The sequence below is a fragment of the Micromonospora sp. NPDC000089 genome (assembly GCF_042899365.1).
In the GTDB taxonomy this organism is placed as follows: domain Bacteria; phylum Actinomycetota; class Actinomycetes; order Mycobacteriales; family Micromonosporaceae; genus Micromonospora.
In genome coordinates this window covers 436,869-448,995 of record NZ_JBIAZT010000003.1, presented here as the reverse complement: position 1 = coordinate 448,995, position 12,127 = coordinate 436,869, and the positions used below count along the sequence as shown (strand labels likewise).

At 72.4% G+C, this 12,127-nt stretch carries 12 protein-coding genes; 2 read left to right on the top strand and 10 right to left on the bottom strand.

The window, feature by feature from the left end; all coding sequences use genetic code 11:
- Positions 1-144: 144 nt before the first annotated feature.
- The 10 genes from ACFY3U_RS08795 to paaA all read right to left on the bottom strand — a co-directional run bounded on the left by ACFY3U_RS08795 (position 145) and on the right by paaA (position 9,584).
- Positions 145-1,419: a geranylgeranyl reductase family protein gene (locus ACFY3U_RS08795; protein ID WP_387197213.1), complete on the bottom strand. Its 1,275-nt coding sequence runs from the start codon at positions 1,417-1,419 to the stop codon at positions 145-147.
- Between the two features lie 149 nt (positions 1,420-1,568).
- Positions 1,569-1,790: a hypothetical protein gene (locus tag ACFY3U_RS08790; protein ID WP_387197210.1), complete on the bottom strand. Its 222-nt coding sequence runs from the start codon at positions 1,788-1,790 to the stop codon at positions 1,569-1,571.
- A 79-nt stretch (positions 1,791-1,869) separates the two neighbouring features.
- The gene (locus ACFY3U_RS08785) at positions 1,870-2,628 is read right to left on the bottom strand and encodes a demethylmenaquinone methyltransferase (RefSeq protein ID WP_387197207.1); all 759 of its coding nucleotides are present in this window, start codon (positions 2,626-2,628) and stop codon (positions 1,870-1,872) included.
- A 121-nt stretch (positions 2,629-2,749) separates the two neighbouring features.
- The gene (locus tag ACFY3U_RS08780) at positions 2,750-4,003 is read right to left on the bottom strand and encodes a cell wall anchor protein (protein WP_387197204.1); all 1,254 of its coding nucleotides are present in this window, start codon (positions 4,001-4,003) and stop codon (positions 2,750-2,752) included.
- A 379-nt stretch (positions 4,004-4,382) separates the two neighbouring features.
- Positions 4,383-5,573, bottom strand: coding sequence for a cyclic dehypoxanthinyl futalosine synthase (gene mqnC, locus ACFY3U_RS08775; protein WP_387197201.1), 1,191 nt, complete (start codon positions 5,571-5,573; stop codon positions 4,383-4,385).
- A gap of 80 nt (positions 5,574-5,653) precedes the next feature.
- On the bottom strand, positions 5,654-6,790 hold the full coding sequence (gene paaE / locus ACFY3U_RS08770) for a 1,2-phenylacetyl-CoA epoxidase subunit PaaE (RefSeq protein ID WP_387197198.1): 1,137 nt from the start codon (positions 6,788-6,790) through the stop codon (positions 5,654-5,656).
- A complete protein-coding gene (gene paaD / locus ACFY3U_RS08765) occupies positions 6,787-7,263 on the bottom strand; it encodes a 1,2-phenylacetyl-CoA epoxidase subunit PaaD (protein WP_387197195.1) in 477 nt (158 codons plus the stop codon). The genes paaE and paaD overlap by 4 nt, the downstream gene beginning before the upstream one ends.
- Before the next feature lie 55 nt (positions 7,264-7,318).
- Positions 7,319-8,050, bottom strand: coding sequence for a 1,2-phenylacetyl-CoA epoxidase subunit PaaC (gene paaC, locus ACFY3U_RS08760; RefSeq protein WP_387197191.1), 732 nt, complete (start codon positions 8,048-8,050; stop codon positions 7,319-7,321).
- A 176-nt stretch (positions 8,051-8,226) separates the two neighbouring features.
- Positions 8,227-8,517 (bottom strand): 1,2-phenylacetyl-CoA epoxidase subunit PaaB, encoded by a 291-nt coding sequence (paaB, locus tag ACFY3U_RS08755; RefSeq protein WP_387197187.1) that lies wholly within the window; start codon positions 8,515-8,517, stop codon positions 8,227-8,229.
- Entirely contained in the window at positions 8,514-9,584 is a 1,071-nt protein-coding gene (gene paaA / locus ACFY3U_RS08750; protein ID WP_387197184.1) for a 1,2-phenylacetyl-CoA epoxidase subunit PaaA, read from the bottom strand. The genes paaB and paaA overlap by 4 nt, the downstream gene beginning before the upstream one ends.
- 366 nt (positions 9,585-9,950) lie before the next feature.
- Here paaA and ACFY3U_RS08745 point away from each other — a divergent pair, with 366 nt between their 5' ends.
- Both ACFY3U_RS08745 and ACFY3U_RS08740 read left to right on the top strand, forming a co-directional pair.
- Positions 9,951-10,940 carry a hypothetical protein gene (locus tag ACFY3U_RS08745; RefSeq protein WP_387197181.1) on the top strand — a complete coding sequence of 330 codons (990 nt, stop codon included), beginning with the start codon at positions 9,951-9,953 and terminating at the stop codon, positions 10,938-10,940.
- Positions 10,940-11,989: a hypothetical protein gene (locus ACFY3U_RS08740; RefSeq protein ID WP_387197178.1), complete on the top strand. Its 1,050-nt coding sequence runs from the start codon at positions 10,940-10,942 to the stop codon at positions 11,987-11,989. Before ACFY3U_RS08745 ends, ACFY3U_RS08740 begins: the two co-directional genes overlap by 1 nt.
- The last annotated feature ends 138 nt before the right edge of the window (positions 11,990-12,127 follow it).

Genomic DNA, 12,127 nt, shown 5'->3' with positions numbered 1-12,127 from the left:
CCTGCGGGGCTCGCAAGCTCACTCCTCGCGCTACACGGCGCCGGCTTACGTTTCGCGACTGCGGGGCTCGCAAGCTCACTCCTCGCGCTACACGGCGCCGGCTTACGTTTCGCGACTGCGGGGCTCGCAAGCTCACTCCTCGCGCTACACGGCTGGCGCCGCCTTCGTCATCGCGTTGATGACCCGGTCCATCGCGTCCCCGCCGCGCGGGTCGGTCAGGTTGGCCAGCAGCTTGAGCACGAAGCGCATCAACAGCGGGTGCGGCATGCCGTGCTTGGTCGCCATCCGCATCACCTCGGGCCGGCCGATCAGCTTCACGAAGATCCCGCCGAGCCGGTAGTAGCCGCCGAACCGGGTCTTCAGCTCCAGCGGGTACGCCATCAGCGCCCGCTCCCGCTCCGGCCCGGCCGGTCGGGCCAGCGCCTGCACCGCGATCTCCGCGGCCAGCTCGCCGGACTCCATCGCGTACGCGATGCCCTCACCGTTGAACGGGTTGACCATGCCGCCCGAGTCGCCGACCAGCAGCACCCCGCGGGTGTAGTGCGGCACCCGGTTGAAGCCCATCGGCAGCGCCGCGCCGAGGATCGGACCGTCCGCGTTGGACTCGTCGGTCATCCCCCAGTCCTCGGGGGTGTTGGCCAGCCAGTCGGTGAGCAGCCGCCGGTAGTTGGTCTTGCCGAAGGCGGCCGAGGAGTTGAGCACGCCGAGGCCGGCGTTGACCCGGCCGTCGCCGAGGCCGAAGATCCAGCCGTACCCGGGCAGCAGCGCGTCGCTGCCCTTGGCCCGCAGCTCCAGCCAGGACTCCAGGTAGTCGTCGTCGTGCTTCACCGGCGAGCGGTAGTAGCGCCGGACGGCCACGCCGATCGGCCGGTCCTCGCGCTTGGCCATGCCGAGCGAGAGCGGGAAACGACCGGAGACGCCGTCGGCGGCGACCACCAGCGGCGCGCGGAAGGAGACCGGCTCCTTCTCCGGGCCGACCTCGGCGGTCACCCCGATCACCCGGTCGTCGGCGCCGAGCACCGGGCCGACCACGTTCACCCCGGTGCGCAGCTTGGCGCCGGCGGCGACCGCCCGCTGGGCGAGCAGGTCGTCGAAGTCCAGCCGGGTACGCACCAGGCCGTAGTTGGGGAAGCTGGCCAGGTCGGGCCAGTCCAGTTCCAGGCGTACCCCGCCGCCGATCACCCGCAGGCCGCGGTTGTGCAGCCAGCCCGCCTCGGGTGAGGTGTCCACACCCATCCGGATGAGCTGCCGCGTCGCCCGCGGCGTCAGGCCGTCCCCGCACACCTTCTCGCGGGGAAACTCGGTCTTCTCCAGCAGCAGCACGCGTACGCCGTGCTTGGCCAGGTGATACGCCGTCGCCGATCCACCGGGACCGGCGCCCACGACGATCACGTCGGCGTCGTTCTCCACCGAGGTCATCCGCGCCTCCTCCCGCACGCTCGTGAAATGCTTCACAAGCCGATCGGGTTGGAGTCTATGACCGGGGTTACACCCGCGACCCCTGAGGGGTACCTAACTTTTCGGAAACAAGCCGGTAGCGGCGGCCCGATTCCGGGCTCCCGGCGGGCTCAGTGCCGGGCGGGCGCGGCATCCAGGCCGGCGTCGGCCCGGATCGCCTGCGGCAGGTGTTCGCGCAGCGCGCCACCGGCGGCGCGGTCCAGCGCGGCCAGCACCTCGGCGACCACCTGGCGCACGTCCGCCGGGTCGGCCCCGGCCAGCTCACGCAGCTGCGCGACGAGGTCGGCGGCGTCGGCGTCGGTGGGCTCTTCCGGCTGAACGGGTGCCGTCATGCAGGCGAGCTTACGGGTCAAAGTGGACTAGATACGGACATTCGTCAAACTGGTCGCGGGGTCACCGCACGTCGGGCGGTCAGCTGCGGACCGCCCGGTGCAGCGCCGCCAGGCCGCCGGTCAGGTTCCGCCAGCCCACCCGCCCCCAGCCGGCCTCCTGGATCCGCGCCGCCAGGGCGGCCTGGTCCGGCCAGGCCCGGATCGACTCGATCAGGTACACGTACGCGTCGGGGTTGCTCGACACCACCCGGGCCGCGGTCGGCAACCACCGCATCAGGTACGACAGGTAGGCGGTGCGGAACAGCGGGTTGGTCGGATGGCTCAGCTCGCAGATCACCAGCCGGCCGCCCGGCCGGGTCACCCGGGCGAACTCGCGGAGCGCGGCCTGGGTGTCGACCACGTTGCGCAGCGCGAAGGAGATGGTCACCGCGTCGAAGGTGGCGTCCGGGAAGGGCAGCCGCAGCGCGTCACCGGCCAGCAGCGGCACCTGCGGCCGGACCCGGCGACCGGCCTGGAGCATCCCGAGGGAGAGGTCGGCGCCGACCGCGTACGCGCCGGACCGGCTCAACTCCTCGGTGGAGACGCCCGTCCCCGCGCCCACGTCCAGCACCCGCTCCCCCGGCCGCAGGCCGAGCGCCTCCCGGGTGGCCCGACGCCAGGCCCGGTCCCGGCCGGCGGTCATCACCGTGTTGGTCACGTCGTAACGGCCCGCCACGCCGTCGAACATCGCGGCGACCTCGTGCGGCTGCTTGTCCAGGCCGGCGCGCTGGCCCTGCGGGGTACGACTCACCCCCGCAGTCTGCCAGTCGGGCCCCGGCCACCGGTCGGGGCCCGCCATCGCCGGCGATCCGGAGCCGCGCCGGCCGCGCAACCAGCCCCACCGGAGCGGACAGGACCCAGGCCGGGAACGCGCGAGGGCGGGGTGGTCGCCCACCCCGCCCTCGACGAACCCGCTCGGATCAGCTGGCCGGCTTCTCGTCACCCGGGTTCACCAGGACGACCCGGCGCCGACGGGCGAGCAGCAGCAGCACGCCGCCGGCGACCAGGATGCCGCCGCCGATGCCGCCGATCAGGCCGACCTGCGTACCGGTGACCGGCAGACCGCCGTCGTCCGAACCGCCGCCGGTGCCGCCGCCCACGGTCGGGCTGGCGGTGGGGGTGCCGGTCGGGGTGGCCGTCGGCGTGGCGGTCGGGGTGGCCGTCGGGCTCGGGCTCGGGCCCGGGCCGGCGGTCGGGTCGACGAACACGTCGAACTGGGCGGTGTTGTCGCCGTCGTCGGTCTCGGTGAACGCCTTGCGCTGCGCCCCGCTGGCGACCTGCGGCTCCTCCTCCGGCTCGCCCTGGGCGGCGTCCAGGCCGGCCGCGAAGACGAAGCCCGGGCGCAGCAGCTTCTCGGTCACGTCCGCGCCGACCTTCACCCGCACGTCACCGGTGTAGAACTCGCCCGGCCGCAGCACCGCGCCGGCGTCCTCGCAGTACGCCTGGGCGAGGCCGCCCAGCACCTGCTGCACGCAGCCGTCGGGCAGCTCGGCGAAGGTGACGCCGGCCGGCAGCGCGATGCCGTACGCGACGCCGGTGGCCTTGCGGCTGCCGTCGTTGAACACGGCCCAGTCCAGCGGGGCGGTCTCGCCGGGCTTGACCGGCTTCAGGCCCGACTCGCCGGCCTCGTCGCCGTCGATGACCACGTCGGAGTACACGTCCTGCACCCAGGTGGTCAGGTCGTAGCCGGGCTTGGCGACGGTGATGGCGTGCTCGCGGGTGTTGTCGTCGAGGTTCGGGTCGGGGGTCGCGGACGTGATCGTGACGACCAGCGTGCCGGCGTCACCCCTGGTGCCGGTGGAGAACAGCGGGATGCCGAAGTCCTCGGTGGTGCCGCCGGCCAGGTCGCCCAGCAGGCAGGTGAACGCGGTGCCGTTGACGTCGCAGCCGTCCGGGATCACCACGCCGACCTTGCGGTCCTTGAGGCCCTTGGTCTCGACCGTGACGCTGACGTCCTTCGCGGTGACGGTGCCGCGGGTGTTGTCCACGAGGAACTTGAACGGCTTGGCCTTGGCCTCCTTGACGCCCTTGGCCAGCTGGTAGCTCAGCGGGGTCAGCGCCAGGTCGGCCTGGTCGGCGGCCTGCGCCGGGGCGGCCACGGTGGCCAGGCCACCGGCGGCGAGCAGGGCCACGGCGCCGACGCGGGCCAGCGCCGAACGGTGGAGCGGAGTCATCGATCCCCCGGGGGGTTAGGGAAGATAAGAGCGCGAACCGGCCGGACGTTATCGGAGGTCGATGCCCGCGCGCCAGCGCTGGGGTGGGAATTTCGGCCACAGCGGCCGAACGGATGAACAGCGAGGGCGGGATGGTCACCCATCCCGCCCTGGCCTTGGTGCGTTATGTGAACGGCCCCGCACGGGCCGATGGAGGACGAGCCGTCGTACCACCGCCACCTCCGACGAAGCGCCCGGTACGCCGCCGCACGTTAGCGGCCGCGGGCCCGCCCCGCCAGCCTTCACACCGGGTGTTGCCGCACTCGCCGAAGAACTGTTATCTGGGCGTGTCCGAGCCGAGGCCGTCCGGCCTCCGGACGCCCGTCAGCGGTAACTACCGTCAGCGCGCCTCCACCAGCGGCAGCGTCCTGCCGGCGCCGCCGCCGGGCATCGCGATCGAGGAGAAGTGCGAGACCACCCGGTCGTCGGTCGGGTCGTCGGCCGGGGTGTGGTGCACCGCGAGCCGGTGGTAGAGCGTGTCCCGCTGGGCCGGGATCCGGCCCGCGCTGCGGATCATGTCGATCAGCTCGTGCAGGTTGGAGCGGTGCCGGGCGCCGGCCGAGGAGATCACGTTCTCCTCCAGCATGATCGAGCCGAGGTCGTCGACGCCCATGTGCAGCGAGAGCTGACCGACGTCCTTGCCGGTGGTCAGCCAGGACGCCTGCAGGTGCGGCACGGTCTCGAAGAACAGCCGGGCCACCGCGACCAGCCGCAGGTACTCCAGGGTGGTGGCCTGGGTGCGGCCCTTGAGGTGGTTGTTCTCCGGCTGGTACGTCCACGGGATGAACGCCCGGAAGCCCTTCGTGCGGTCCTGCACGTCGCGGATCATCCGCAGGTGCTCGATCCGCTCCGCGTTGGTCTCCCCGGTGCCCATCATCATCGTGGCGGTCGACTCGACGCCCTGCCGGTGGGCCAGCTCCATGACCTCCAGCCAGCGCTCACCCGACTCCTTGAGCGGGGCGATCGCCTTCCGGGGTCGCGCGGGCAGCATCTCGGCGCCGGCGCCGGCGATCGAGTCCAGCCCGGCGGCCTTGATCCGGGCGATCGCCTCGTCCAGGCTCACCCCGGACACCTTCGCCATGTGCAGGATCTCGCTCGGGCCGATCGAGTGGATGGCCAGCTGCGGGTACGCCTTCTTGACCGAGGAGAACAGCTCCTCGTAGTACTCCACGCCGTAGTCCGGGTGGTGGCCGCCCTGCAGCATCACCTGGGTCGCGCCCAGCTCGACCGCCTCGCCGCAGCGGCGCAGGATCTCCTCGGTCGGGTGGGTCCACCCCTCGGCGTGCTTGGGCGCGCGGTAGAACGCGCAGAACTTGCACGCCGTCACGCAGACGTTGGTGTAGTTGATGTTGCGATCGATCAGGTACGTGACGACGTTGTCCGGGTAGCGCCGCCGGCGCACCGCGTCCGCCGCCTCGCCGAGGGCGTGGAAGGGCGCCTCGGTGTAGATCAGCAGCGCCTCGTCGGGCGTGATCCGCCCGCCGTCCGCGCCGCGCTGCAGGATGTCGTCGATCTCCCGGCTCACCGTCACACCCCCGAGCGTACGTCGGCCCCGGGGTCCGCCCCCGGGGAGTCCTGCGCTGTGTCGCCCATCCCACCCGACCGGGCGGGTCAGGCGTCGTAGTCGATCGTCAGCCGGTCGGTGGTCGGGCTGGACTGGCAGGTCAGCACGTAGCCGCGGGCCACCTCGTCCGGCTCCAGGGAGTAGTTGCGGGCCATCGTCACCGCGCCGTCGACGACCTTGGCGCGGCAGGTCGAGCAGACTCCGCCCTTGCACGCGTACGGCAGCTCGCCGCGGACCTTCAGCGCCGCGTCCAGCACCCGCTCGTCGCGGCCCATGGTGAAGCTCGACGACCGGCCGTCCAGCACGATCGTCACCTCCGCGCCCGCGCCCGGCTGGTCGCCGGGGCGGCGCACCGGCTCCGGCGGCGCGTCGACGTGAAACAGCTCGGTGCGCACCGCCGACTCCGGCAGCCCGCGCCCGGTCAGCACCGCCCGGGCGTCCAGCACCATCTGGTACGGCCCGCAGAGGAACCACTCCTCGATGGCGTCCCCCGGCACGATGGTGTCCAGCAGCCGGCCCAGCCGGTCGGCGTCGATCCGCCCGGACAGCAGCGGCGACTCGCCCTGCTCGCGGCTCAGCACGTGCACCAGGTGCAGCCGGGTCGGGTAGCGGTCCTTCAGGTCGGCCAGCTCCTCGGCGAACATCACCGTGTTGGCCGTGCGGTTGCCGTACACCAGGGTGAAGGTGCTGGCCGGCTCGACGGCCAGGGCGGTGGCGACCAGCGCGAGCACCGGGGTGATCCCGGAGCCGGCGACCACCGCGCCGTAGTGCCGGACCCGACCCGGCGCGAACGCCGTGGTGAAGTGCCCCAGCGGCGGCAGCACCTCGACCGTGTCGCCGCCGCGCAGCGCGCCGCAGGCGAACGCGGAGAACGCGCCGCCCGGGACCTCCCGCACCCCGATCCGCAACCGGCCGTGCCGGGCCAGCTCGTCCGGCGTCGAGCAGATCGAGTACGACCGCCGCACCTCCGCGACGTCCGCGCCCGCGGAGCCGGTGGGCCCGCCTCCGGCGGGACGACGCACGGTCAGGTGCTGCCCGGCGGCGAACGCGAAGGTCTCCCGCAGCTCCTCCGGCACGGCGAAGGTGACCGCCACGGAGTCGTCGGTGAGCCGGTCGACGGCGGCGACGGGCAACGGGTGGAAGACCGGCCGGCGACGGACCGGACGGGTGATCGTGACAGTCACAGCGCCTTCACATGGTCGAAGGGTTCGGCGCAGGAACGGCAGCGCCAGAGGGACTTGCAGGCGGTCGAGCCGAACCGGCTGACCTGCTCGGTCTCCGGTGAACCGCACTGCGGGCAGCGCACGGCGAGGGTCAGCGGCACCACGTTCCCGGCCCGGACCGGGGCCGGCGGGGCGATCCCGGCCGCGGCCAGCTTGACCCGCCCCTGCTCGGAGATCCAGTCGGTGCTCCACGCCGGCGCGAAGATCGTCCGTACCTCGGCGTCGGGGTGGCCGGCGGCGGCCAGCGCCCGGCGGATGTCCGACCGGATCACGTCCATCGCCGGGCAACCTGTGTAGGTGGGGGTGATGGTGACGACCACCCGACCGGTGGCCGGGTCCTCGTCGACCGCCCGCAGGATGCCCAGCTCGTCGATGGTGATCACCCGGATCTCCGGGTCCACCACCGCCGCCACGGCCTCCCTGGGCGTCGTCACCTGCACCATCTTTCGTTCGCGACTGCGGGGCTCCGCTGCGCTGCGCTCCTCGCGCTCACCACTGGGCCCCGGGGTGCGCCCGGTGCAGCACCTGCATCTCGGCGAGCAGGTACGACAGGTGCTCGGTGTGCACCCCGTCCCGCCCGCCACCCGGCGTCCAGCCGGTCGCCGGCCGGGTCAACGTCGCCTCGTCGAGCACGGCGAACACGGTCGTGTCGAAGGCGGCCCGCAGGGTGGCCGGGTCGACCGGCGCCGCCGGGTCCGCCGTGAACAGCTCGTGGTGGTACGGCCACACCTCGTCCAGCGCGGCCTGGGCGCGCCGGTGCGACTCCTCGGTGCCGTCGCCCAGCCGCTTCACCCACAGCGAGCTGTGATCCAGGTGGTACGCCGACTCCTTGCGCGCCTTGCCGCCGATCGCGGCCAGCCGCTCGTCGGCGCACCCGGACAGTGCCGTGTAGAGCGGCAGCTGGTACGCCGACAACAGCAGCAGCTTCACCATGGTGACCGCGAAGTCGCCGTTGGGCAGCTCGACCAGCAGGCGGTTGCGGAACTCCCGGTCACCGCGCAGGTACGCCAGCGCGTCCTCGTCCCGGCCGGCGCCCTCCAGCTCACCCGCGTACGACAGCAGCAGCCGGGCGGCGCCAAGCTGGTCGAGGGCGATGTTGGCCAGCGCGATGTCCTCTTCCATCTCCGGCGCGCGGGTGGCCCACTCGCCGAGCCGCTGCGCCGCGACCAGCGCGTCGTCACCGAGCCCGAGGACGTACTCGTGCTCACTCCTCGCGCTCACCGGGCCGGTCTCCGTTCGCGACTGCGGGGCTCGCAAACCCGGCTCACTCCTCGCGCTCACCGGGCCGGTCTCCGTTCGCGACTGCGGGGCTCGCAAACCCGGCTCACTCCTCGCGCTCACCGGGCCGGTCTCCGTTCGCGACTGCGGGGCTCGCAAACCCGGCTCACTCCTCGCGCTCACAGGTGGGCCACCCCGTCCGGGACGTCGTAGAAGGTCGGGTGACGGTAGACCTTGTCGGCGGCCGGGTCGAAGAAGGCGTCCTTCTCGTCCGGGCTGGACGCGGTGATCGCGCCGGCCGGCACCACCCAGATCGACACCCCCTCCTGGCGGCGGGTGTAGAGGTCGCGGGCGTTGCGCAGGGCCAGCTCGGCATCCGGGGCGTGCAGGCTGCCGACGTGGGTGTGCGACAGCCCCCGCCGGGCCCGGACGAACACCTCCCACAGCGGCGAGGATTCCCTACCGGTCATGCGGCCACCTTCTCCTTCTGCCCGGCCCGCTTGGCGGCGTACGCCGCGGCGGCCTCGCGTACCCAGGCGCCCTCGCGGTGGGCGGCCCGGCGGTGCTCGATCCGCTGCCGGTTGCACGGGCCGTTGCCCTTGATCACCTGCATCAGCTCGGCGTAGTCCGGCTGGGTGTAGTCGTACGCCTGCCGCTCGTCGTTCCAGCGCAGGTCGGGGTCGGGCAGGCGCAGGCCGAGGATCTCGGCCTGCTGCACGCACATGTCCACGAAGCGCTGGCGCAGCTCGTCATTGGAGAAGCGCTTGATCTTCCAGGCCATCGACTGCTCGGAGTGGGTGGAGTCGCCGTCCGGCGGGCCGAACATGGCCAGCGACGGGTACCACCACCGGTCCACCGCGTCCTGGGCCATCGCCTTCTGCTCCGGGGTGCCGTGCGCCAGCGTGTGCAGGATCTCGTAGCCCTGCCGCTGGTGGAAGGACTCCTCCTTGCAGACCCGGATCATGGCCCGGGCGTACGGCCCGTACGAGCAGCGGCACAGCGGGACCTGGTTGACGATCGCCGCGCCGTCCACCAGCCAGCCGATCGCGCCGACGTCGGCCCAGGTCAGGGTGGGGTAGTTGAAGATCGAGCTGTACTTCTGCCGGCCGGCCAGCAAGAGGTCGACCAGCTCGTCGCGGCTGATGCCGAGGGTCTCGGCGGCGGCGTAGAGGTAGAGGCCGTGCCCCGCCTCGTCCTGCACCTTGGCCAGCAGGATCGCCTTTCGCTTGAGGGAGGGGGCGCGGCTGATCCAGTTCCCCTCCGGCTGCATGCCGATGATCTCGGAGTGGGCGTGCTGGGCGATCTGCCGGATCAGCGTCCTGCGGTACGCCTCCGGCATCCAGTCCCGCGGCTCGATCTTCTGGTCGGCGTCGATCACCTCGGCGAAGTACGCCGCCAGGTCCGTACCGAGGGCGGGGCCGTCGGCGCCGCGGCCGCGGGCCGCCGCCTCCCGCAGGGCCGCCTCGGCCGCCTCAACCTGCTCGAGCAGGCCGGCGCCGGGGCCGTCCTCGTCCGGGGCGAAGTCGTTGCCATACATGACCCAAGTGTTACAGCTCGTTCCCATCGACACCAGAGGGTGTAACAGCATTTGCGAACGGCCTTCCGTCACCGGCCGGCAGCGCTGGGTCGATACCGGGCAGGGCCGGGAGTGTGACTTGCCTCACGGAACGAAGGTGAATCCTCTCAAGGGTGGCATAGCGGCGTTTAATCCCGGCTTCTTGGCATGTCCGGCCGCGCCGGGCGCTGGCGCGTCGGCCGCGCGGACGTACTATTTGCCGGTCACACCGATCGGCTGCCGACGATCGCCGCCCCACCAGGCCAACCCCCCGGCCTAGGCGATCCGGCCGACACCCTCGGCAAACAGCCGGTCCCCCCGGCCCTGACATCTGGAGTTCACCCACTCATGCGATCCCGCGTGATCATGGTGCTCGCCGTCCTGGCGGTGCTGCTCGGCGCCGGCCTGCTGGTCCCCGCGGCGTACGCACGGCTCGGCGGCGACGACGGCGCGCTCGGTGGCATCGGCGGCGGCTCGGCCGAGCAGGTCCCCGCCCCCACGCCGACCGCGCCCCCGCCACCGACCCTGGCCGCGGCGCCGGTCTCGGTGAACTTCAAGGGCGACTTCTTCGGGTGGGCCCTGATGGACCGGAAGACCGGCGCCATCTCCGGCTCGAAGAACATGGCCGCGACGAACTCCACCGAGTCCATGCTCAAGGCCTGGATCGTCTCGGACTACCTGCGTCAGCTGGGCGACAAGGAGCCCTCCGCCGCGCTGCGGAAGGACGCGAGCCTGGCCATCCGGGACAGCAACGACGACGCGGCGAACCGGGTCTACCGGGCCGCCGGCGGCTCGTACCAGGTGCCCGCGGGCGGCCAGCCCGGCCCGGTGATCAAGCGGGCGATCAGCATCTGCGGCCTGACCGACACCAAGCGCGGCAACTCGCCCGGGTACGAGGGCTGGTGGAGCTTCACCCGGATGTCCCCCCGGGACGCGGTACGCCTCGGCGACTGCATCGCCGACGGCCGGGCCGCGGGCCAGAAGTGGACCAGGTGGGTGCTGAACGAGATGGCCAACGTCCGCGGCGCCGTCGACAAGCAACAGCTACGGTCCGGTGGCGGCCGGTGGGGCATCACCGACGGACTGCCCGCCGAAATCAAGGCCCAGGGCCCGGTCAGCATCAAGAACGGGTGGACGCCCATCAACTCCGACGGCAACTGGCACGTCAACTGTCTCGCCGTCACCGACAAGTGGAGCCTCGCGGTGATGCTGCGTTACCCCCAGAGCAGCAAGCTGGAGTACGGCGCGAAGATCTGTGCCAGCGTCGCCACCCAGCTGGTGACCCCGCAGCCCGGCGCCGCCCTCAAGGTGCCCCAGCAGCCCGTCGGGAAGCTCTGATGGCCGGCAGCCGACACTCCGACCGTCCGGGTCGGCACTCGGACGAGCCGTTGGCCGGGGCCTCCTCCAGCGCGGCCGGCCGGCGCTCCACCGACCCGGGGCGGCGCTCCGCCGGGAAGGGCCGGCGCGAAGCCGCCCAGCCGGTGAAGCTCGCCGCCGTCGCGGCGATCCTGATTGGTCTGGTGCTGGTGTCGCTGCGACTGCTCCCCGGCTCGCCGCTGGAGTCCACGGCCGCCTCGCACTGGGGCGAGCCGTCCGGCCAGGTCCGGTCGACCGAGGGCCCCACCGACCGCAGCTCCCGCCCGAGGCCGACCCCGTCGCCGTCGCCGACCCGGTCGCTGGAGCCGCTGCCGTTCGCGGACGAGCAGATCGATCTCGACATCGAGGGCTGGTACGCCTGGAGCGTGCTGGACACCCGCACCGGAAAGATCATCGGCTCGAAGAACATGAACGAGACCAGCACCACCGCGTCGCTGATCAAGTCCTGGGTGGTCGCCGACTACCTGCGCCGCGCCGCCGAGTCGGGCCAGACGCCCAGCGACGCCAAGCTGGCCGACGCCACAAAGATCATCCGGGACAGCGACAACACCCGGGCCGAGCAGTTCTACAACAACGTCGGGCGGGCGGCGTCGATCAAGCGGATGGTCTCCATCTGCAAGACCACCGACAGCAGCCCGGCCGCCGACGGCGGCTGGAGCCGAACCAACCTGTCCCCCCGGGACACCGCCCGGCTGGGCGCGTGCATCAAGGACGGCCGGGCCGCCGGGCCGAAGTGGACCACCTGGCTGCTGAACGAGATGCGGCAGGTACGCGGCGACGGCGACTTCGGCATCCGCAAGGCGTTCCCGGCCGCCGAGCAGAAGAGCATCGCCATCAAGAACGGCTGGATCGACCGGGAGCGGGAGCAGGAGATGCACATCAACTGCCTGGCCATCGGCGACACCTGGACGATGGGCGTGATGGTCCGCTACCCGATCGGCATGGGCTACGACTACGGCATGAAGAACTGCCAGAAGATCACCGAAGCGGCGCTCCGCGACGACATCTGAGCCCGCCCGTCGGCCGGTCCCGCTGCGGGCCGGCTGCCGTACGGGCCGGCCCCTCACACGGGCCCGTGGCGGCCAGGCCCGGTCCGTACCGGCCGGCCGTGGGGCAAGCCCGATCCGCACCGGCCGGGCCGTCGGGCA